Origin of the sequence: Agarivorans sp. JK6, from assembly GCF_045277145.1 — a bacterium.
GTDB classification, from domain to species: domain Bacteria; phylum Pseudomonadota; class Gammaproteobacteria; order Enterobacterales; family Celerinatantimonadaceae; genus Agarivorans; species Agarivorans albus.
The window spans coordinates 3,770,417-3,791,941 of the sequence record NZ_CP113525.1 but is presented as its reverse complement, the minus strand read 5'-3'; the positions used below and the strand labels follow the sequence as shown (position 1 = coordinate 3,791,941).

At 45.0% G+C, this 21,525-nt stretch carries 20 protein-coding genes, 1 other RNA gene and 1 pseudogene; 9 read left to right on the top strand and 13 right to left on the bottom strand.

What is annotated here, in order from left to right:
- Window positions 1–166: 166 nt before the first annotated feature.
- Genes OV592_RS17490 through OV592_RS17475 form a run of 4 tightly spaced genes read right to left on the bottom strand, consistent with a single transcriptional unit; the run spans window position 167 to window position 3,430 of the window.
- Entirely contained in the window at window positions 167–910 is a 744-nt protein-coding gene (locus OV592_RS17490; RefSeq protein WP_406609490.1) for an outer membrane lipoprotein-sorting protein, read from the bottom strand.
- Window positions 903–2,117: an ABC transporter permease gene (locus OV592_RS17485; protein ID WP_406609489.1), complete on the bottom strand. Its 1,215-nt coding sequence runs from the start codon at window positions 2,115–2,117 to the stop codon at window positions 903–905. The genes OV592_RS17490 and OV592_RS17485 overlap by 8 nt, the downstream gene beginning before the upstream one ends.
- Complete coding sequence (locus OV592_RS17480) at window positions 2,105–2,791, bottom strand: ABC transporter ATP-binding protein (protein ID WP_406609488.1); 687 nt, start codon at window positions 2,789–2,791, stop codon at window positions 2,105–2,107. The genes OV592_RS17485 and OV592_RS17480 overlap by 13 nt, the downstream gene beginning before the upstream one ends.
- A gap of 9 nt (window positions 2,792–2,800) precedes the next feature.
- A complete protein-coding gene (locus OV592_RS17475) occupies window positions 2,801–3,430 on the bottom strand; it encodes a hypothetical protein (RefSeq protein ID WP_406609487.1) in 630 nt (209 codons plus the stop codon).
- A gap of 499 nt (window positions 3,431–3,929) precedes the next feature.
- Between OV592_RS17475 and OV592_RS17470 the strand changes: the two genes are divergently transcribed.
- The gene (locus tag OV592_RS17470) at window positions 3,930–4,667 is read left to right on the top strand and encodes a PEP-CTERM sorting domain-containing protein (protein WP_406609486.1); all 738 of its coding nucleotides are present in this window, start codon (window positions 3,930–3,932) and stop codon (window positions 4,665–4,667) included.
- Window positions 4,668–4,733: 66 nt separating this feature from the next.
- On the opposite strand, the gene OV592_RS17465 is transcribed toward OV592_RS17470, so the two are convergent.
- Window positions 4,734–5,198, bottom strand: coding sequence for an OsmC family protein (locus OV592_RS17465; RefSeq protein ID WP_406609485.1), 465 nt, complete (start codon window positions 5,196–5,198; stop codon window positions 4,734–4,736).
- Between the two features lie 161 nt (window positions 5,199–5,359).
- Between OV592_RS17465 and OV592_RS17460 the strand changes: the two genes are divergently transcribed.
- Window positions 5,360–6,016 carry a cupin domain-containing protein gene (locus tag OV592_RS17460; protein ID WP_338622183.1) on the top strand — a complete coding sequence of 219 codons (657 nt, stop codon included), beginning with the start codon at window positions 5,360–5,362 and terminating at the stop codon, window positions 6,014–6,016.
- Window positions 6,017–6,392: 376 nt separating this feature from the next.
- Here OV592_RS17460 and OV592_RS17455 read toward each other — a convergent pair.
- Together OV592_RS17455 and OV592_RS17450 are read right to left on the bottom strand one after the other, a co-directional pair.
- Window positions 6,393–6,575 (bottom strand): annotated as a pseudogene (locus tag OV592_RS17455) (hypothetical protein).
- A gap of 127 nt (window positions 6,576–6,702) precedes the next feature.
- Window positions 6,703–7,506, bottom strand: a complete 804-nt coding sequence (locus tag OV592_RS17450) for a PEP-CTERM sorting domain-containing protein (protein ID WP_406609484.1) — start codon at window positions 7,504–7,506, stop codon at window positions 6,703–6,705.
- A gap of 217 nt (window positions 7,507–7,723) precedes the next feature.
- Here OV592_RS17450 and OV592_RS17445 point away from each other — a divergent pair, with 217 nt between their 5' ends.
- A complete protein-coding gene (locus OV592_RS17445; protein ID WP_406609483.1) occupies window positions 7,724–8,044 on the top strand; it encodes an NIPSNAP family protein in 321 nt (106 codons plus the stop codon).
- 14 nt (window positions 8,045–8,058) lie between these two features.
- Here the strand turns inward: OV592_RS17445 and OV592_RS17440 are convergent, their stop codons facing one another.
- On the bottom strand, window positions 8,059–9,117 hold the full coding sequence (locus OV592_RS17440) for a LacI family DNA-binding transcriptional regulator (RefSeq protein WP_406609482.1): 1,059 nt from the start codon (window positions 9,115–9,117) through the stop codon (window positions 8,059–8,061).
- A gap of 265 nt (window positions 9,118–9,382) precedes the next feature.
- On the opposite strand from OV592_RS17440, the gene OV592_RS17435 reads away from it, so the two are divergent.
- Together OV592_RS17435 and OV592_RS17430 are read left to right on the top strand one after the other, a co-directional pair.
- Window positions 9,383–11,485, top strand: a complete 2,103-nt coding sequence (locus OV592_RS17435) for an alpha-galactosidase (RefSeq protein ID WP_016403183.1) — start codon at window positions 9,383–9,385, stop codon at window positions 11,483–11,485.
- Window positions 11,486–11,553: 68 nt separating this feature from the next.
- Entirely contained in the window at window positions 11,554–13,257 is a 1,704-nt protein-coding gene (locus OV592_RS17430) for a solute:sodium symporter family transporter (RefSeq protein ID WP_406609481.1), read from the top strand.
- A 72-nt stretch (window positions 13,258–13,329) separates the two neighbouring features.
- On the opposite strand, the gene OV592_RS17425 is transcribed toward OV592_RS17430, so the two are convergent.
- The 5 genes from OV592_RS17425 to zapA all read right to left on the bottom strand — a co-directional run bounded on the left by OV592_RS17425 (window position 13,330) and on the right by zapA (window position 17,448).
- Entirely contained in the window at window positions 13,330–14,079 is a 750-nt protein-coding gene (locus OV592_RS17425; protein ID WP_406609480.1) for a LytR/AlgR family response regulator transcription factor, read from the bottom strand.
- Window positions 14,067–15,089, bottom strand: a complete 1,023-nt coding sequence (locus OV592_RS17420; protein WP_406609479.1) for a sensor histidine kinase — start codon at window positions 15,087–15,089, stop codon at window positions 14,067–14,069. The genes OV592_RS17425 and OV592_RS17420 overlap by 13 nt, the downstream gene beginning before the upstream one ends.
- The gene (locus OV592_RS17415) at window positions 15,086–16,267 is read right to left on the bottom strand and encodes a hypothetical protein (protein ID WP_406609478.1); all 1,182 of its coding nucleotides are present in this window, start codon (window positions 16,265–16,267) and stop codon (window positions 15,086–15,088) included. Before OV592_RS17415 ends, OV592_RS17420 begins: the two co-directional genes overlap by 4 nt.
- 638 nt (window positions 16,268–16,905) lie before the next feature.
- Window positions 16,906–17,086: non-coding RNA, 6S RNA (ssrS, locus tag OV592_RS17410), on the bottom strand.
- A gap of 47 nt (window positions 17,087–17,133) precedes the next feature.
- Window positions 17,134–17,448 (bottom strand): cell division protein ZapA, encoded by a 315-nt coding sequence (gene zapA, locus OV592_RS17405; RefSeq protein ID WP_152780319.1) that lies wholly within the window; start codon window positions 17,446–17,448, stop codon window positions 17,134–17,136.
- 269 nt (window positions 17,449–17,717) lie between these two features.
- On the opposite strand from zapA, the gene OV592_RS17400 reads away from it, so the two are divergent.
- From OV592_RS17400 to ubiH, 4 genes are all read left to right on the top strand, one after another.
- Window positions 17,718–18,323, top strand: coding sequence for a hypothetical protein (locus OV592_RS17400; RefSeq protein ID WP_338622175.1), 606 nt, complete (start codon window positions 17,718–17,720; stop codon window positions 18,321–18,323).
- Between the two features lie 92 nt (window positions 18,324–18,415).
- Window positions 18,416–18,982, top strand: coding sequence for a UPF0149 family protein (locus OV592_RS17395; protein WP_406609477.1), 567 nt, complete (start codon window positions 18,416–18,418; stop codon window positions 18,980–18,982).
- Between the two features lie 24 nt (window positions 18,983–19,006).
- The gene (gene pepP, locus OV592_RS17390) at window positions 19,007–20,302 is read left to right on the top strand and encodes a Xaa-Pro aminopeptidase (RefSeq protein WP_406609476.1); all 1,296 of its coding nucleotides are present in this window, start codon (window positions 19,007–19,009) and stop codon (window positions 20,300–20,302) included.
- 1 nt (window position 20,303) lies between these two features.
- The gene (ubiH, locus tag OV592_RS17385; RefSeq protein ID WP_406609475.1) at window positions 20,304–21,524 is read left to right on the top strand and encodes a 2-octaprenyl-6-methoxyphenyl hydroxylase; all 1,221 of its coding nucleotides are present in this window, start codon (window positions 20,304–20,306) and stop codon (window positions 21,522–21,524) included.
- Window position 21,525: the final 1 nt, after the last annotated feature.

Here is a 21,525-nt window from a genome sequence, read left to right as displayed (position 1 = left end):
GGGAAAGGATTTTACCAGCTGAAATACAAGGAACAAGGGCTGGCGCGGGTTCTCGATCAATAATGCGGTTAATTTAGTTAAATCGTGAGGTATTTAACTGTTAAATCCTCACGATTATCTAGGTGCTTGAGAGCCTTTTGCGACTAAATAGCTGTTTGTAGCATATTTAAAGCTGCTCTAAAGACTGCTTACTTAAATAGGCAGGGTTATAGTATTTGTCGGCAAGGCTATGCGCTTGCACCGACTCGTAATCAATCACCGTGCTTTTATTGGTTTGGATGCTATCAACCAAGGTCATGGTTTTAACTACGGTTCGCCCATCTCGCTGGCCTTGCTCAAAGTAAGCTTGTTTTGCCAGTTTGCCAGACTTTAAGTAGAGGTCGGCTTTTAGTGGGAAATTGCTGCGGTGATCCACCCACAAGTCTATTTTTTGATAGCTGGCACCACTGGTTTTAGCCTGCAATTGTAAGTGCAGAGCCGTTACCCCATCTAACTCACTAACTTCACCCAACTCGCCTTGGTAATCTTCGCTCCAAGTGAGGGTGGAGATGTCGCCTACCGAGGCTTCTCCCAATAGCTTTTGCATGGGTGTAATGCGAATTGGCCTGCGGCTATTTGGCATAAGCAGCCAGTAGTTGTCGCCAAGCATCAGCATTTTTTGCCCCAGCTCCGATTGCTCTTTAAACACCACCAATGATTCACGCTCCGGGCGAATATACACGTTGTAACGGTGTTTCTTTTTTAGCTGCTGTTTATCAAATTGACTCACCTCGGTAACCACTTTGGCCGATGCGCTTTGTAAGCGGTAACTGTCGGCTTCAAGCAAGCGCAGGCTAACTTCTTCATTCGCTTGCACTAAACCAATGCTAAACAAGCTACCTAATAACCACAGTTTAAATAGACTAAACATAAATAAGTGCCTCGGTAATGGGCTTTTTTAAGCCTTTGTTTGCAGCAATGGCAGACGCCAATGCGCATATACACACCACGCCTAAAGAGACGATGGCAGCCAACATGAATGAGAAACTAATATGTAGTGGGTAGCCTACGCTGCGCCCCGGTGGAGGAGGCATTTGAATATCAGCAAATAGCAGCGTTAATGATACTGAGCCACTAAGTAGCACGCCTATTAGGCTGCCAATTAAGGCCAGAACTACAGCTTCTAATACAAAGCCAATTAGCTGTTCTGAATTGGCAGTGCCCAAGGCTGATAGGGTGCCTATTTCTCGGGTTCGCTCGGTGACCGACATGCTCAAGGTATTAAATAACGACACAAACACCACTAGCGCCATAATAAAGCCCATCACTCCAAAGATGCGGTTGTACAAGCCTTTTACCGCTTCGTAGAAGAAGGCCTGTTCCCACCATGGCGTTACCAACAAACTTGGTTGCTGTTGCTCAACCTGTTGTTTGAGCTGGCTAACATCTTGATTAGCGAAGGCAAATACCGACATTAGGCTCACCTTATCGGTGGCGAGCAGGGCTTGGCTATCACTTAATGAGATATACACTAGGCGTTTGTCCATCTCTGGAACACCAGTAGAAACAATGCCTTGCACGGTAAAGTCGAAGGCATTTAGCGCGCCCTCTGTGGTGGTGCTAAGCAGCGTTAGCCAATCACCTGGTTGTACCTTCATGTTGCGAGCTAACTCGTCGCCTAGCAGAATTTGTGGCAAGTCTTGGTCACTTTGCTCGGTGAGCAATTTACCAGCCTTTAGGTCTAAAAAGGGCCCTTTCTGGGTGAACTCGCTGGGCAATACGCCTTGGCCAACAAAAATTGCCGATTTGTCGCCGTTACTAATTAAGCCGCTAAATTCGATGCGCGGTTGCACCGCCTTTATGCCGTTTAAGGCCATTAAGCCTTGGCGCTGCTGTTGCCAATTCGCTAAGCCGTATTGCAGGGGAGTGTCTTCTTGCTCATTAAAATACTCTGGGCTAGACAAGGTTAAATGGCCTGTGTCGCGTGCTGCAGCTTCGGCGAGAGATTGATAGGTAAACAAGCCAAACCCGCCGGAGGTGACCAAGGCCATTACCGCAATGGCGATAATAAGTACCGACATAATGCTGCGGCGGCGATTTCGTTGCACATTAAGTAATGCATGTTTTAGGCGACGCATGCGCTAACCTCCTTGGATAATACCTGTCCGTCTAGTAGTTCTATTTGTCGATCACAGTGTTCACTCATCCGGTTATCGTGAGTGGCGATCACAAATGTAGTGTTGTGGCTCTTGCCAATGGCCTTCATCAGCTCTACAACTTGGTGGGCGGTGTGGCTGTCGAGGCTAGCTGTTGGTTCATCGGCAATGACCAAGCGTGGCTGGTGAATCAAAGCTCGTGCCACAGCAATGCGTTGTTGTTGGCCTCCCGACAAACGGTCGGGTTTAGCTTGTGCAAAATCGGCCATGCCTACTGCATCTAAAATTTGCATAATGCGCTGCTTGCGTTGTTGGCTAGGCACTTTATTTAGCATTAGCGGGTACTCTACGTTTTCGTAGGCGCTCATTACAGGCACCAAGTTGAAGCGTTGGAATACAAAGCCCAGCTGTTGTCGCCTTAGCTGCATACAATGCTGCGGATCTTTATCCAGTTTTACCCCATCAAAATACAGCTCGCCTTGGTAGCTAAGATCTAACAAGCCACAAATATTAAGTAAGGTGCTTTTGCCTGAGCCTGATGGGCCGCAAAGGGCAATCATTTCACCAGCTCGAATATGTTCATTAACATTGTTTAACGCCTGCTGGCTTACTTGGCCGGTTTGGTAAAACTTACTTAAGCCTTTAAATTGCAACATATTCTGTCCTTAGCTCTTGTTTTGTTTAGCCATTAGCTGCGCGGTGAGCTGGCTGTAATCATCATTTACACCGCTTTGCTTAAGTTGCTTAAACCATTGTTGAGCCAGTGCCGGTTGCTGATTGTTTAAGGCCGCCTCTACAGCAAAGCGGTACACCCAAGAAGTGGCTTGCGCAGGAGATTGCAAAAAGCGCTGGTCATTAAGTACTTGTTTGAACAACTGCATACCTTGGTCTTGGTAATTAAAAAAGTCTGGCACGCTGGTAAAGGTAACTGCGGCCGTTGCCTGCATATATATCGCTTGAGGAAGGTAGCGATATTGCTGCTGCCATTGCTCTTCACCAATCAAATTTAAGGCTTTATCCATGCGTGCTAAGCCATCTTCGGTGTAGCGCATTTTGCTCCAAGGCATCCAAGCATCGTCACCTTTTAGAGTCTCGGTGCCGCCTAGATAGAACAAAGTCCAAGGGTCTGAAGGTTGCTGCTGATGGGCGAGTTGTAACTCTTTATACAGTGAATCTAGCTGCGAGTAGTCGCCTTGAGCTGCTTGAAAGTAAGAGGCAAGTTGTTGCTCGTTAATGCTAGCGCTTGCTGAATAAGAGCAAACAAGTAGTAGGCTGGCTAAAGTAAGCTTTTTCATGATCAATCCTTGTCAGTTGAGTACATGAGCAAGATTACGATTGATGTTCCCTTACAGCTGCATGATGCGATAAAAGGCAAAACCGCCGGACTAAATGCCGATAGCGAAGGATGAATGGATTGAGAGTACCGTTATCGATGGCGACGCTTTTCTGTAAATTGCGGCTAGCATTGGATTGTCATTAAAACCTTATAAGTTAATCCTTAGCGCTGCCATTGCTGAGGTTGAATGGTTATTTGGAGTGGTAGCGTTGTTTACCTGTGAAAAATGCGCTGCTTGATGAGTTCACCATTTAAAAGCTGAATAAATATAAAATCTTAGAATTTACAGATTATAAACACTGCTTTAATGTCAGCTATTTATACAAATATTTTTTTTGAATCACTTATTATTTATTAACTACTTGTTTTAAAAGATATTAGTGTTTTGGTATGACAAGTGCATCCGTGTTTAGTGATATGTAGGAAATTACTTGCTACATCCTAAAAAGGAATTAAACATGCTGAATCTACGTCATTCATTGGTATTAAGCTTATTACTGGTGTTAGGTAACGCCCACGCTGGAGTGATAGTTGTTGATTACAATGGGTCTTTTGATGAGGCAGATGTAGTTGCAGAAGGTGGTTTGCCTGCTGGTGATTTTGACACCATTGGTGGGGTCGATGATGTTGCACTTTTCAATTTAGTGGAAGGTGAGAACGCCTTTTATGGTTCAATTTACAGCCCGCTGGACAGCGGAGATGTTTTCAATATTGGCATCACTGCAGGTATGCGTTTAGTGGGAGCCAGTATCGATTGGGGAACCAACTTGCCTGGTATTAATTGGACCTTCGGCACACCTATTTCACCTGATTATCGCCAACAAACTACATTTGGCGCTACTGCGCCAACTTGGTTCCTTGAAGAGAGTTCTACAACGCCAGAAATTTTTACCATTCCTGAACTAGAAGATGGGGTTTTGGGTTTAAATGGCAAAAGCTTTGATGCACCAAGTTTAGATGTTACTGAAGGTATTTACTTGAGTAGCCTGCTTGATCAAGGCAACACCTGTGCACAAACCTATGTGGTTAATTTTCCAGGTTATAGCCCTGAATGTGTGGAAGGTATCGATTATAAACTTACTTTCATTGTAGAGAGCACTTTGCCGGTAACGCAGGTTTCTGAGCCGAGTACTATTTTGTTAGCTATGTTTGCGATGCTTGGATTTGGTGTTTCAAGAAAAAGACTTAGCAAATAACAAGCTAGTTGTTTATTCATTAAAGCCTTGGTCTCACCAAGGCTTTTTTTATTGGCTGGTTTAGCACTACAGCACAATATTAGTGGTGATTTTGCTGTTCACGGAGTTGGCAATAAAACATTGCTGGTGGGCTTGATGATGCATTTTCTCAAGCTTAGCTAGGCTCACCTCTTGCCCTGAAAAAATCACTTTAGGGTTGAGCTTTACCTCTGTCATGGCCATTTCTCCTTGTTCATTTAAGGCCATTATTCCTACCGCTTTGTCTTCATAGCTATCCACTACCAAACGGTTTTTCGCGGCAATGGATAAGAAAAATAACATATGGCAGCTAGACAGTGAGGCAACAAAAGCTTCTTCTGGGTCAACGTTTGCTTCTACCGAGTAAGGCAGCGGCACCACATGCGGTGACGACGAGGCGGCAACAGTTTGGCCGCCATCAAAGTGCCAATGGTGGCCTCGGCTGTAATGGTTGTCGGTATAAGCTTCATCGGTTTGGCGTTGCCACTCTACAATGGCGAAGTATTCAGACATAAGCATTCCTGCGGTGAGTTAGCAAAGTTAAAACAACACGGCCTTAGCATGCTGCAGTCGTTAGTGCTTGGCAATGACAAATTCAAGCTTAAGGGCATGAGCTTGAAATTTATTGTCAAGCAAGCAACTCTAATGGTTAACAGCGTTTTTTAGGAACCATTATGCTCAACATGAATTTTGACCAAGCCTTGGCGATCGATACCGAACAAATGGATTGGCTAGCTAGCCCCTCTGCTGGGGTATTGCGTAAACCGCTAGAGCGAGAAGCTAAAGAGTCTGGTCATGTCACCAGCATTGTCCAGTATCAGCCAAAGTCTTTTTTCCCTGAACATCCGCATCCACAAGGTGAAGAAATCTTGGTATTAGAAGGCGTGTTTTCTGATGAGCATGGCGATTACCCAGCGGGTACGTATATTCGTAATCCGCCAGGCAGCAAACATAGCCCTTTTAGCAAACAAGGCTGCGTGATATTTGTGAAACTTAATCAGTTTGATGCGCGCGATCTTACTCAGGTAAGAGTTAACACTAAACAAACACCTTGGCTGCCGGGAATTGGGGGCTTGGAAGTAATGCCTTTGCATGAGTTTGAACATGAACATGTGGCATTGGTTAAGTGGCCTGCCGGTGAGATTTTCCAACCGCATCGTCATTTTGGTGGTGAAGAGATTTTAGTTTTGTCGGGAGAGTTTAAAGACGAACATGGTAGCTACCCTAAACTTACTTGGCTGCGTAGCCCGCATATGAGTCAGCATCACCCCTTTGTTGAACAAGAAACGATTATTTTGGTGAAAACGGGTCACTTACCGGTAGAGAGTTAAGCATAATTGTAGGCAGAGGGATGAATCAGGACTTAGCGAGAAAGAAGTAAGAGCGGTGCCCAATGAGGAGAGTCGGGCGGGCACCGCCCCTACAAAACTGTTTACTGATCGTGTGCTCATTTGTAAAAGCTAACTTGGTTGTAATCACCGGCTTCTATACCTATGTGGATAAGGCTTTGAACCCAATTAGCTTTGTTTAAAGAGTCAAACAAGCAGCCATATGACTGAGCGACCAAAATAGTACATTCTATTATTGTATTACAATATGTGATTTAGCTTACAAAAGCAGCGATTATTTTGTTTTTGTTTATCTTAGCGATGACGACGTTAGTCGTTAGCGACTAGGGCCTGTTGATCTTTGGTGTTGAAATTTTATTCAAGATAAGCGGGCTTTAATCGCGGCGAGCACTTTGTGGGCTAAATGAAAAGTGATCAACGAAGAGTAAAGTTCGCTTATCTGAACCCTTCGGGCAGCATTTCTTAGCTATTTATTCAGCGTTAGCGAGTGATTATTAAGCCCACTTAACTTCACACTCACTGCCTTGCCTAAATGGCTAATAAATTGCTGTAAAAACCATCAGCAAAGATCAACAGGCCCTAACAACAAAGTCGCCTTAAATTGCGATAAGCAAAAAAAAACAGGTGCGTAAAAAAACCTACACCTGCCTATAACAAGATCTAAAGGATTAGATTTTTTTGTGTTGGCGTCTTAAACCTAGGGCGATAAGGCCGATGCCAAATAAAGCCAAGGTTCCAGGTTCCGAAACTGAGACAATGGCAAATTGACCGTTAAGAATGGTATCGCGATAGGCTTCACCTTCATCACCAAGGTAAGGAGTATTCATATTGTCGGTGATGTTAAAGTTAAGCTGCCACACTAGGTTGTCTCCATTTTCCCAAAGCTCAAATAAGCTGCCGTAATCGGTAGAGAAAAAGTCTTCAGCTAGCGCATCGTCTACGGCTGCATCGTACCAGCTGTAGTCAAAAGACCCGGTTAGCGATACATCACCCATTACTGCGCTGCCAGAGTTAACAACTAGCTGCGCCACTTTAATGCTGTCACCATAAATAATCTCTCCACTGTTTTGGTCGTAGCCTAAAACGCTAGTGAAGTTAATATTGATGTTGCCACCCTGGTCGAAGCTAACGCCACCCGTATCGGTAAACCCGCCGCTTAAATCGTTGTAGTCAAAGGTCATCGCCCAGTTATTATTTAAGCCAGCGTTATAAAGTGGGGTATTAGGGTTTCGGTATAAACCTGTAGCATTGCCGTTGCCTGACTCAGTAAAGCTTGAGTTGACATCTGGGCTGCAAAAGCCACCAGAGCAGTTGCCATTTTGCAGAGCCGAAGTAGCATGAATGTTAGTGGTTAAGTAGTCTGCCTTGGCTGTGCTAGTACCACCTAAATTTAAGTAGAAGGGCACCGCATGGGCTACGTTTATGCTAGCCGCGAGCACCAAGGCCCAGCAGCAAGAAGGGAGTATCTTCATTTTACATTTCCATTATAAGTTGATGATAGTAATCAGCTTTTCCGTTTTACAATAATTGCTGACTTATTTGTTGTTAAGCAAAAAACAGACCTATCAATATAACCTTATAAAAAATATGGATATTGATTTTTAATTGATGTATCAAAGACTTATATAATGTAAAAAAAGTCGACAGCGATTTGTTTAAGCGAATTGACCTAGGGAGAAAGGATCTAAAATGAATGTGATTGAATTACGCGAGTACCAAATTAAGCCCGGAAAAACCGCTCAGTGGCTTAATTTGATGGAAAAGGAAATATTACCCTACCAGCGAAGTAAGGGGGTGGAGGTGATTAATAGCTACCTATATTGTGACGACAATGGCGATGAATGGTTTGTTTGGTTGAGGCAGTTTAAAGATGAGCAAAGTCGCCAAGAGATTTGCAGCCAGCTGTATGATCAATGGTGGATTTACGAAGTACGCCCTAAGGTGTTTAGTTTAATTGAAGAAAGCAGTGTAAAAGTACGCACGCTGCAAGCGGCTTTTAGCGCAAACTAGATTAACTTTACTTGCTAAGGCAATGCATTTTTAACTTGCTGTAGTAGCTGCTCTATTTGTGCCTTATTGTAAGTTTTCGAGTCTAAGGTTTGAGTACTCGCTCGCTCAATCAGCTGGGTTGCTACAGAGGCTTTAAAGGGTGGTTCGCTGGCCGAATCGTTAAACAACATGTCTACCGCCTGGGCCGATATTGCCGCAAAGTCTTGCTTAATGGTGGTAAGCGGAGGGTAGAAGTAGGCGCTATCGGCGCTGTCATCAAAACCAATTACCGCAACCTGTTGCGGTACCGCTAGGCTATGCTCGTGCAGGGCGCGTAATACTCCCAAGGCCATCTGGTCACTCGCAACTAATACGCCGTCGATAACCGCGCCATTGTTTAATGCTTCACGAGTAAGCTGATAGCCACTGCTGGCCAGCCAGTCTCCTTCAAGTTGAGCAACCACAGTAGCCTCAAAGTGCTTAATTTGGCTAAGCCAGCCCTGTAAACGCAGGGTTGAAGCCGTTGAATCGTGAGGACCTGTAATGAGCAACAAACGTTGGCGTTGCTGCTTAAGCATTAGCTGAGCAGCTTCACTGGCACCTTGATGATGTGCTGCACTCACCGAGTTAACTTGGCTGTTATTGGGAACATCGATAAAGACAAAGTGCAGATCTGTGAATAGCTCTACCAATTGCTCGGCTTCTTCTTTAGTGAGAGGCAGGTTCACAATGATGTATTCAATACGTTGTGATTTTAACTCTCGAGTCGCTGTTACGATCTTTTGGTAGGCGTGTTCATCCACCACCGCAAACGAGGTACCGTAGCCATGCAATTGGGCTTGAATACGAATATTGTTGGCAATAATCGAAATGCCATGCAGTGATACATCAAGGGTAATTAAACCAATAACCTTAGATTTAGCCCCACTTAATAGCTGCGCTCCTTTGTTAGGCACGTAACCAAGTTTGTCGATAGCGGCATTTACTTTGTCACGTGTTTCTTGGGCAACATTACTGGCACCGTTGGTTACCCGAGAAACCGTTTGTGTAGATACGCCCGCCAACTCTGCAACCTGTTTAAATGTAACGCTCACCTGCAAATCCCTTGTTTTTAGTTCACTGTTTCGCTTTAGCAAGCAAATTGTAACACCCAGTTTAAGGGAAATCTTAGTTGAGCCAATAAAACGCGATTTAGCGCTACAGTAGTTACTGTGTTTTCGAAAACATAACTCGATCAATGTCACAAGTAAACGTTTTCCCTGTCGATCTCGATCACATTGTGCTGGCGATTAAATAGCCTTACACACCAAATAGGCGCATATTTCGGCTAAATGTTTACGCAAACACTTGGATGTTGTTATGAGTCAGATTGTTCACCTTTGTAGCAAAAATTGCAGCCTCATTATTAAGCTGGCGCGAGTGCCAGAAATTTTACATTGGGGCAATAAAATAGAGCAGATAGATGAAGATATTCTGCTATCGACAGAGCGGCCAATTTCACAAGCTCGTTTAGATGTGGATGTGCCTTTAAGCCTTTGCCCTGAATTGGGTAGTGGCCACTTTAATGCCCCCGGAATAGAAGGGCATCGCAATGGTTACGACTGGGCGCCGGTTTTTACCACCACGGAACATTATTCAAGTGAAGGCTGTGCAGTATTCACTTTACGAGACGACGTTGCGCACTTAGAGCTTAAGATTGAGATAGAGCTTGATTACGATAGTGATGTGGTGAAAAAGCGCATTAGTGTAACCAACTTGGAACACACCAAGTACTATCTCACTAAGCTTTCCGCCACTTTACCCTTACCGCATCACGCCAACGAGTTGATGACTTTTCATGGTCGCTGGAGCCGCGAGTTCCAAACGCACCGTCAGGCGTTCTCCCATGGTGGCTTTATGCAAGAGAACCGCCGCGGCCGTACTTCACATGAAAACTTCCCTGGCTTGTTTGCCGGTAGCAATAACTTCGACCAGCAAAATGGTCAGGTGTGGGGCTTCCACTTAGGGTGGAGTGGTAACCACCAGTTACGGGCTGACGTAAAAAGTGATGGCCGACGTTTTGTGCAAGCTGGTGAGTTATTGTTAGCTGGCGAAGTACGTTTAGATTACATGCAAAGTTACAGCACTCCTTGGTTGTATGCCTGTGCTAGCAATACCGGCTTAAATGGTATCTCGGATCGCTTCCATCGCTATGTTCGCGCCAACATTATTAAATTCCCTGAGAATAAACCTCGACCAGTACACCTAAATACCTGGGAAGGGATTTACTTTGAGCACGATCCTGAATACATCATGAAAATGGCCAGCGAAGCCGCCGAAATGGGGGTGGAACGTTTCATTATTGACGATGGTTGGTTTGTGGGACGCAGTGGCGAGCGCAGTGCCTTAGGTGATTGGTATTTAGATGAGAAAAAATACCCCAATGGCCTAGAGCCGGTTATTGAGCATGTAAATCAACAAGGCATGGAGTTTGGTCTTTGGGTTGAGCCTGAGATGATCAGTAAAGACTCTATCCTATTTCGCGAACATCCAGAGTGGGTGCTTGAGCTTAAAGGCTATCATCAACCTTCTGGCCGTTGGCAGTACGTACTTAACCTGCAAAACCAAGATTGTTTTGATTACTTGTTTGAGCGTTTAAGTGAGCTGCTTACTCGCTACAACATCGCGTACTTAAAGTGGGATATGAACCGCGAATTAGTACAGCCAGGTCATGTTGGACGACCAGCGGTTAATGGCCAAACTAAAGCGCTATATGCCTTATTAGACAAATTACTAGCAACACACCCTAAGGTTGAAATCGAGTCTTGCTCTTCAGGCGGTGGCCGCATTGATTTTGAAATTCTAAAACGTACTCATCGTTTTTGGGCCTCAGATTGTAATGATGCATTAGAGCGCCAAACCATTCAGCGTGGCATGAGCTATTTCTTCCCGCCAGAGGTGATGGGCGCACACATCGGCCCAGACGAGAGCCATACAACTCGTCGTTGCCATCACATTAACATGCGTGGCATGACGGCATTAAGCGGACACATGGGTGTAGAACTAGACCCAGTTAAAGTGGCTAGCGAAGAAAAACAAGCCTTTGCTCACTACATTGCGCTGCACAAAGAATATCGCCAGTTGTTACACAGTGGCCGAAGCTTTCGCTTAAATGCTTCGGATCATCGCCAACACATTAATGGCGTACAAAGTGACGACGAAATGTTAATCACGGTATGCCAGTTAGCGATGCCAGATTACGCCTTACCTGCACCCCTGCGCATTAGCTGCGTAGAGCCGGGAGCAAGCTACCAAGTTAAGTTGGTAGAAATGCCAGAGACCAGTTTCCAGTTAATGAAACAGCGCCCAAGTTGGTTAGATAAAACCCTCACTTTGAGTGGCGATAACCTGCGTGAAATTGGCTTAACCCTGCCGATCCTCGATCCCGAGTCAGCGCTAATGGTGCACCTGAAACGAATTTAGTTATTGAGTTTTTAGTATCAACCGAGTGGTCAGTGATTGCCGCTCGCCAACTTTTTGAAGGATTAACCATGTCTATAACAGTGTTCTTATCGTTCCTGCTGTTTACTGGCTTTGTGGGGGTATTTACCTACAACAAAGTTAAGAAAAACAAGCACGATTCCCAAGATGGCTACTTTTTGGGTGGCCGCAGCTTAACCGGTGGCTTAATTGCCAGCTCGTTAATTTTAACTAACTTAAGTGCCACCAGTTTTGTGGGTATGAGTGCGCAGTCTTACACGCACAACATGAGTGTAATGGGCTGGGAAGTGGCCTCGGGTGTTACCCTGATTATTATTGCCTTGCTGTTAGTGCCTCGCTATCTAAAGCAAGGAATTACCACCATTCCAGACTTTTTAGAAAGCCGTTATGACTTATCGGTGAAGAAGTTTGTCACCTTGCTGTTCCTATGCCAGTACGTGATTAACATTCTGCCTACTACCTTGTACGCCGGTGCAGTGGTATTAGGTGAAATCTTCGATATTCAAACTTTACTGGGTGTGTCTGAGTTTGCAGCTATTGCGATTATTTCTGCCACTATTGGTGTTTTAGGCTTCTTTTATGCCATTTACGGTGGCTTAAAAGCGGTAGTAATTGCCGATACCATTAACGGTGTAGGCTTAATTATTGGCGGCTTAATGATTCCGGTATTTGGCCTAATGGTGTTAGGTGGCGGTAGCTTTAGTGATGGCTTACATCAAATTGTTACGGTTGCACCAGAGAAACTGCAGTCGGTGGGCACCTCAACTGATCCACTACCATTCTCAACCCTGTTTACCGGTTTGCTGTTAGTAAACTTGTACTACTGGGGAACCGACCAATCTATTATCCAACGTGCTTTAGGGGCTAAAAACCTTAAAGAAGGACAAAAAGGGGTAATTTTAGCTGGTGGTATTAAAGTTATTTCACCATTGTTCTTAATTATTCCCGGCATTATTGCCTTCCATATGTTCGGTGCAGATGCTGGTAACCCAGATACAATGTATACCCGCTTAGTAAACGAAGTATTACCAAAACCACTAGTGGGCTTTTTTGTGGCGGTAATGTTTGGTGCCATTCTTAGTACCTTTAACGGGGTGTTAAACAGCTCTACTACCTTGTTTGCCCTTAACGTATACAAGCCTTTGTTTGGTCATGGTAAATCAGACCAAGAGTTGGTGGCTAAGGGCCGAGTATTTGGCGTACTTATTGCCATTATTGCAGTGTGTATTGCACCATTTATTATGTTTGCCCCAGAAGGTTTATTCCAATACTTACAAATGGTTGCTGGCTTCTTTAGTGTGCCAATCTTTACCATTGTATTTGTTGGCTATATTTCTAAGCGTGTTCCTGCTGTTGCTGCCAAAGTAGCCTTGGTGGTGTTTGTATCGTCTTACGCTGCGATGCAGTTAGTGTTTGAAACGCCTTTGCACTTCCTACACCAGTTAGCCATCTTGTTTGTGGTTTGTACCATCTTAATGTTTGTAATTGGTGCCTTTAAACCACGCGAGCAAGACTACGTTATGCCTATTAACAAAGACATGGATGTAACACCTTGGGAGTTTCGTTTTGAAGCATCGGCCATTGTGCTTTACATGGTATTGGGCGCGTTCATCATGTTCTCAGATATCGGCTTAATGTCGGATGACCCAACATTGCTGCAAACTTACGGATTCTGCGGTTTGATTATGCTGGTGGGTATTTTCTTCAGACACCTTAAACGTAAACAACTTCAGCCAGAAGCTGAAGCAAGCTAATTCTTAGCAGGCTTTTGCCCAGCCTTAGCGCTGGGCTTTTTTATGCCTAGGAAAAAGGTTAATCGTTAAGGCTTACATCGCTTTAAACAAATGGTTGGCGCTGCGGCTTACCGGATATTCGCTATTGTCAGCTAGTGCAACCGTAAGTTTGCCAAGCATGTTTTTGTTCACCCGTTTAATGGCGTTAACTCGAACTAAGGTTGAGCGATGAATTTGCCAAAATAATCCCGGTTCAATTTGGCCTAGCAACTCTTTTAGTGGCGTTCGAATAACGTAGTCACCTTGCTGGCTGCGTACCGTGGTGTATTTATCTTCCGCCACAAAGGCCAAAATGTTATCGATGGCAATAAGCTCTACCGCCTCTCCTTTACTGGCTCTTATCCACTGCAAATATTCGGGCTTTTCATCTAGTGCTTGCACTAATGCTTGAAGGTCGTAGCTGGGACTAGCTTCAGCACTTGTTTGGCGCTGCTGAATACGTTGGCAGGTTTGCAATAAGCGCTGCTCATCAATGGGTTTAAGCAAATAATCAACGGCTTGTTGTTCAAAAGCTTGAATCGCATATTCATCAAAAGCCGTGGTGAATACAATATGTGGTGGTTTAGCTAGCTGGTTGAGCTTTTGTGCCACTTCAATGCCGGTCATGCCGGGCATACGAATATCCAGAAATACCACGTCGGCGGCCAGTTGCTCGGCAGCGATTAAGGCGCTTGGGCCATCGCCGGCCTTATCTACAATCTCTAACTCTGGCCAGCATTCACCCAGCATTTTGTCTAAATGAAAACGCAGTAAGGGTTCGTCATCAACAATTATTGCTCGCATGGAAACTCCAATTTGGCCAAGGTGCCGCCGGTTTCTAAAGCTTGAATATGTAAACTAGCTTGATTGGGAAATAAGCTCGCTAGCCGTTTTTGGATGTTGCTTAAGGCCAAACCATGGCCTTGTTTGGCAGCTTGCTTAAAGCCAATTCCGTTATCTTCGATAGTTATTTGCCAGCGCTGCTCGGCCACATTAATGCGCACATATACATGGCCGCCTTCAGCCTTGGGTTCAATGCCGTGAAAAACCGCATTTTCAACTAAAGGCTGCAATAACATCGGTGGTAATTGGCGCTGGTTAAGCTCTTGCGAAGTAAGCGTTACTGAATACTGCAGACGTTCACCTAAGCGAATTTGTTGAATCGCTAAATAGGCACTAATACCTGCTACCTCATCCTCTAGGCGAATGCTCTCTTGGCGGCTTTTTTTAAGGGTAACTCTTAATAGCTCGGTGAACTTATCTAAAAGAATTTCTGCTTGTTTCGGCTCTACTGCGATGAGTGCTTTTAAATTGGCTAGAGTATTAAACAAAAAGTGCGGCTCAATTTGGCTTTGCAGTAATTTTAGTTGGCTGTAGGTAAGTGCTTGCTCCGCTTTTAGCTTTTCTAATTCGGCTTGTTGCAGCGCCGAAGCCATGCTTAGGTTTTGCTCGCGGCTAAAAAAGTAGTAGTAAATAACGGCACAGAAAAATAAGCCAATAATCACTACTTTAAGCATTAATGGCCAATCAAAATCGTCGTAATAAGGGCTTATCCAATACCAAGTATGGGCGCTACCAATGCTTAAGGTGAGTGGCGCGCTCAGCACAAATGCCCAAAAACTACTCATCTTTGGAAACATGGTATCAATCAGCATAGTGGTGCAAGTGCCTACCGTGCCAAAGCCTAAGGCAATAACAAAATGCATCCAATAGGGACCGCCCCAAATTGCATTGGTGAGGTAGGCAATGGGGAAGGAAAATAACGCGCAAATTGCCAACGAGCGCCACACTGATAAAAGGCATTTATTGTTCAAAAGAGTCCCTCGAGTTTTATTAAGCCAACTTTATTTTCCGGTAATAAGCTATATACCGCATCACTCGCTCCACCAAGATAGCGCAGCCTTGCGCCAAGCGTCCATCCTTGGCTAAATTCGTAATCCAGCCTTGCTGTAGCGATCACGCCACCGTCTTCTGGCGCTAGCATTAAATCAAACGCCGGTTGCCAATCTTCTATGTCACGGTGCCAATGCAGCATTACATTGTGTTGCAGCAAATTTTGACCATTAAACATTTCACCTTGGGAAAAACGTAAGTTGCTAATGTCGCCACTTTGTTGCTGCAAGTAATAACTAATATCGGCGACTTGTTGCCATTGTGTTTGGTTTAGCGCGCGGTTATCAAACCAATATTCTAGGATAAGGTTATCACCATTTAAATTTGCCCAGGTCATGCCTATTAGGGCTTGAAAGCCATGATTAAATTCTTGTTCGATTACTGGTGATACTTGACCAATGTTGCTGCTGTTTAGTTGGCTAACACTGCGCTGATAATGCTGCTGGTAACGGCTCTCGGCATGTACTTCCCAAGCATCGCCAAAGGTGGTGACCCAAGTTCCACCTAGGTTAAGTGCGCGTTTATTATCGTAATAACTCACTGCCTGCCATTCGCTATCGTTATTAAGTTGGTACCAACGTAAACCTAGGCCGCGTTGCTGTAGGCCTTCGGATTCGGTTGCTAGGTAAGAGTCGGTATAAAATAAAGCATATTCGCCATTACCACTAAACTGGCTAAGGCTTAATACGCCCACGCCTTCTTCTACTTGAATAGCTACCGGGTTACGCCGATACGGCAGGAACATATCCAAAGGGCGAAAACCATAACTTACGCCTAAGTCGATGCGTTGTTTACCAACTAACAAGTCTCGCTCGGCTAGCTCGGTTTTCCAGAATAGCTCGGCCACAATTAAATCGTGCTGGTTATCTTGCTTTTGTTTGGCTTGGCTTAATGCCACTAGCTGCCCTTGTACATTGCCATATTGAGGAAACCAGCGCAGGGCTGCATCGCCAAACCATTGGTCCTCACTGTCGAACACCGGGCTATTTGAAGCGCTAGCAAAACCGCTATCTAGTTCTAAATGCCATTGCTGTTGCCAAGCTGCTTGGCTAAAGGTACTGGTAAACAATAGCAGCCAAATAAAACGAAGTTGAGCCAAAACTTTTCCTAGTTAAAACGTGTCCTTTGAGCATTAGATTACGAGAGTGGCTAGGGGAACGGTTTTGAATGCGATAAACGGTTAGTTAAGTTGATAAAGTGTTTTAACTAGCGATAAATGGATGCGGGAGTTACTGAGGTTTTATGTGGAGTAATTGGAATATGATCTGTTTGGGTGCACTAAATAGGTTTTGCTCCTTTGTGTGTTAACTATAGAGTAAAGGCTTTCGCCTGCGGCGACGTCATTAAGCTTCAACGAGCAAAGCTTAGCTAAGCAAAAAGAAAACTCACCCTGCATCTTCTTAGATCCTCCGTTGCGCGTTCACAAGGGAGTTGAAGTAACTCGCTACGCTCAAACAGACTTCAACTCTGCTCCCTTGTTCATTTGCGCTACTCGGCGAAGATGATGGGATTGAAAAGCACAGTCTTGGCTATCGAGTGTGTGATTACTATTTGTGGGTCGGTTTTTTGGGAAATAAGTACCCAGAATACCGCTGTTGATTATAGCCCTTGAGCTATGAGGTTCTTATGGAAAGGGAAATCGTGTCTTTAAAGGAAAGAAGTAACTGACTGCATGTGTTGTTTTTAGCCTTTGAGCCATGAGGTTCTTATGAAGGGGGAAACAATTAGAGGAAGAAAGAAGTACCCAGAGTGCCGCTGTTGATTTTAGCCCTTGAACCATGAGGTTCAAGGCGGGAAACAAGACCCTACCGTAGGCTTCTCAGTCGGGCTGAGCATGCTCAATAGCAGGGAAAAATTACCCTTAAGATACAATTATCGGCTCAGGGACATCACCAACTGGCGAACACCCCAGGAAACTAAACTCTTTATACACTGTAGTAAAACTTCGAATACCCTGCGAGTACTCTATTCAACATTACCCACTGGTTGGCTCTGCTCTAGCAAGGCGCGTTCAATGGTGTTTTGTAGCTCTACTATGCGCTGATTCATGTTATCAGCATAATTCTGATTTTTTGCTTGTTCGTTATGCAGCTCGTAAGAGAGGTGCAAACCAACCATTATTGCTAAGTGCTCGGTACTATTAACGCTGCTCTTTTCTTTGAGCGCTTCTAAACGTTGAGATAATTCGTCGGCGGCTTGGCGAAGTTTATCTTCTTCACCTACCGGGCAAGCTACTCGGTAGTTCTTGCCTAACAATATTATGTCTACGCCCTGCGTCATGATTCGCCTTAGCTAAACTCTATTATCGACTGAATATATAGCGCAGCGCGTTAACTTGCAACCATTGTTGCTGCGGCTTGGTGCAAGCTGCGGCAATTACGAGCAGTTTGCTGTAAAGCTAAACAAATCTGCGTTATCGGTCTCATAAAACCCAGTTTGTTTGCTTGAATATCACTAACGATTTGTCCACCATAGCCAACTATAATTATTTGAGCGTTAACGCTAACGCCAGTTTACAAAGTTTTTTAGGTAACAGGATACAAAGCTTCATGGCGCAAGCAGGCAGTTTTGCCGATGAACGTCGCAGATTTTATCGCATTGTTTACCCAGTGCGTTTGATTCAGCTCCTCATAAAAATGGTTAACACTAAAATTGCCAATGTTGACCCTCAAGGCCGCAAAAAATCAGAAGTGAAAGACGCTTACGCTGCGCAATTCATGCCGATGATGTACTTAGGTGATCATGTTTTCCCTGTATTGGATGTATCTGAAGGTGGCTGCCGTATTCAATGGCGATCTTCAGCCGAGCCTTTGCCTATTTCCAGTAAAATATTGGTGGGGCGAATTATTTTCCACAAAGACCTAAGCAAAATTGTTGATTACCTGCCCAAAGATCTCCAAGACGAATTTGAAGACTTAAGCCTGCTTTACAGTACCGAAGGTTACGAGCATCAGTTTGAAGCGAGAATTATTCGCAAGATTGAAAACAAGCGCGATCCTTACCCACAGTTGTGCCTGCAATTTACCAAAGCCACTCACATGTCGGCGCGATTTATTCGCCAGCAAGAAAGCACCTTAATTAAACTGTTTCGCGATCAATATATTGAGCGAGTGCGCCTGCGCCGCCAACAGCTGAAAGAAGCTCAGCAGAAATAGCCCATAAACTGCCACTAAATATAGGTTTAAAAATGGCTGCTACCCTTAAGCAGTGTTAGGATTAGCCAACTAAAAGTAGCTAGGTATTTAATGTGACTAAAATTGCATATCCAGATTACGAAGATCTGGGTGAACTACTCATAGGTTCAAAAATATTGGTAAGCCCTGCCGAAGTTCATGGCTTGATAAGCGGCCTACTGGCAGCGGGTTTACCCAGTGATGGCGACTGGATGAGCCAGATTAATGCGCTGATTAACGATGGCCAGGGCCTACCTGTTGAGATTAAAAAGCAGCTAAAAATTGTAATGGAAGCTACCCACAGCGGTATGAGCGACAGCTTGTTAGGTTTTCAATTAATGCTGCCCGATGACGAGGTAGTGGTAGAAGAGCGCACCGAAGCCTTAGCTCAATGGGTGCAAAGCTTTTTAGTGGGTTTTGGGGTAGTGCAAAACGACCTAAATAAACTCTCGGAAGATGTGCAAGAACTGGTTAAAGACTTCACCGAAATTAGCCAATTATCTTCCGATTTAGATGATGATGAAGAAGAAAACGAACAAGCACTTTTCCAAGTAGTGGAATACGTGCGTATTGGCGCCATTACTATCTTTGCTCACCTAACTGCCAGTGATAGCGACCAACAACAACCTACATTGCATTAAACACTCATAAGCCAAGGAGTTGCTGTGTTTTTACAACGTCGTCAGCAGTTATTTGCTGCCATGTCAGACAACAGTGTTGCGATTTTCTGTGCTGCCGAAGAACAAACGCGCAGCCGCGATACTGAGTTTCCTTTTCGCCAAGACAGCGACTTTTATTACTTCTCTGGGTTTAACGAACCCAGCGCATTGTTATTACTGATCAAACACGCTGGCGAAACTCGCACCGTGTTGTTTAATCGTCGTAAAGATAAGCTTGCCGAAATTTGGCAAGGCCGCCGTTTAGGCCAAGAGCAAGCCGTTAGCAATTTAGGCATGGATAAAGCCCACGCCATAGAAGAGCTAGGCGAGCACTTGCATCTTGAGCTAGATGGTTTAGATAAGGTGTATTTAGCACAAGGGCGTTACCCGGCTTACGATCAACAAATTTTTGCTGCCATCGAATGCCTACGCAATGGTTTGCGCCAAGGCTTTAAAGCGCCTAAGCAAATCGAAGACTGGCGCTTAATTGTTGATGAAATGCGCTTGATAAAATCTGCCGACGAAGTGGCGCTAATGCGCAAAGCAGGTGAGATTTCTGCCGCTGGTCATGTGCGTGCTATGCGCAGTTGTAAAGTAGGCATGTGGGAATACCAGTTAGAAGCCGAAATCCATCACGAATTTTTAATGGCTGGCTCACGCGCACCCGCTTACGGCACCATTGTTGGTGCTGGCGACAACGCTTGTATTCTGCATTACACCGAGAACGAAAGTGTGATGCAAGATGGCGATTTAGTGTTGATTGACGCGGGCGCCGAATACCAAATGTATGCCGGAGACATTACCCGCACCTTCCCAGTAAACGGCAAGTTTAGCCCAGAGCAAGCCAAGCTTTATAAGGTGGTTTTAGACGCCCAGTTAGCCGCTTTAGATATGTTAAAGCCGGGCGTGTCTATTTATGAGGTGAACCAAGTAGTGCTTAACATTATGGTAAGTGGCTTGGTTGATTTAGGCATTATGCAAGGTGATGTAGCCACACTTATTGAAGAAGAAGCTTACAAAGAATATTACATGCATGGCTTAGGACATTGGATTGGCCTAGACGTACACGATGTGGGTGACTATTACGATGTTAAGCGCACTCGACCATTGGTAGAGGGCATGGCCATCACCATTGAACCTGGCCTGTATATTCCTGCAGATGCCGAGGTGCAAGCGGCTTATCAAGGCATAGGTATTCGTATTGAAGACGATGTGGTGATAACCAGCGATGGTCGTGAAATTCTGACCAGCGATGTGCCTAAATCTATCGCCGAAATAGAAGCGTTAATGGCAAATGGCTAGTATGAGCAAGGCTCAAATCCAAGACCAAGAGCAGTATCAGCACTTTGATATTGCCATTGTGGGTGCGGGCATGGCAGGCGCAAGCCTCGCCTTGGCCTTAAGTAATGGCCGCACTGAGCAGCCATTACGCATTGCGGTTATCGAGGCCGCCGAGCTAAATTTTGGCCAACACCCAGGCTTTGATGGTCGCGCTATTGCTTTATCGGCTGGATCAGAGCAGTGGCTTAAACAGCAAAATTTGTGGCAATACTTAGCACCACATACCTGCGCCATAGAGCTTATTCATGTTTCAGATCGTGGCCATTGCGGCTATACCACCTTAGATGCTCAGGAGTATCAGCTTGATGCTCTAGGGCAAGTGATAGAGCTAGAACACGCCGGTCGAGAGTTTCACACACTACTTAGCCAACGCCAGCAGGTGCAGCTGTTTTGTCCCAACAAGGTAAACAAGATTGAGCAGCAGTCTGAGCAAGTACTTATAGAGCTAGATAAGCAGCAAACCATTAGCGCCAGCTTGTTAGTTGGCGCAGATGGTGCCGAGTCTTTAGTAGGTAAACAAATAGGCAATCAACAGCAACATGACTTTGGCAAGTTTGCCCTTATTGCCAATGTGCAAGCCGAGCAAGATCTTGCTGGTCGCGCCTTTGAACGCTTTACCGAAGATGGACCATTAGCGCTATTACCCATGACCGACAATCGTTGGTCGGTAGTTTGGTCACTTACTGGCGAGGATGCTCAGCGCTTACAAGCGGCTAGTGAAAGCGAGTTTTTAGCGGAGCTACAGCGCGCTTTTGGTTACCGTGCTGGGCGCTTTATTGGAGTTGGCAAACGTGTTGCTTACCCACTGGTGCTGCGCCACTACCCACGCTTATTTAGCCACCGTTTATTGGTGTTAGGCAATGCCGCCCATGCGCTGCATCCTATTGCCGGACAGGGCTTTAATTTAGGGCTGCGCGACGTGGCAGCTCTGACGGAACTAATTCAGCAGCAGTGGAGCTGCGGTGGAGATCTAGGCGCGCACAGGCTATTAGATGCATACCAACAAGCGCGTGAGCAAGATAATGCCCGCACTATCTCTATGACATCTACGCTGGCTAGTTTGTTTGCCAGCAACGACAAAACTTCGGTGGTTCCACGTAACCTTGGCCTTATGGCTATGCAACTTTCACCTCGCTTTAAATCGCTACTAGCGAAACAAAGCTTAGGTTTATATCTCTCTTAAC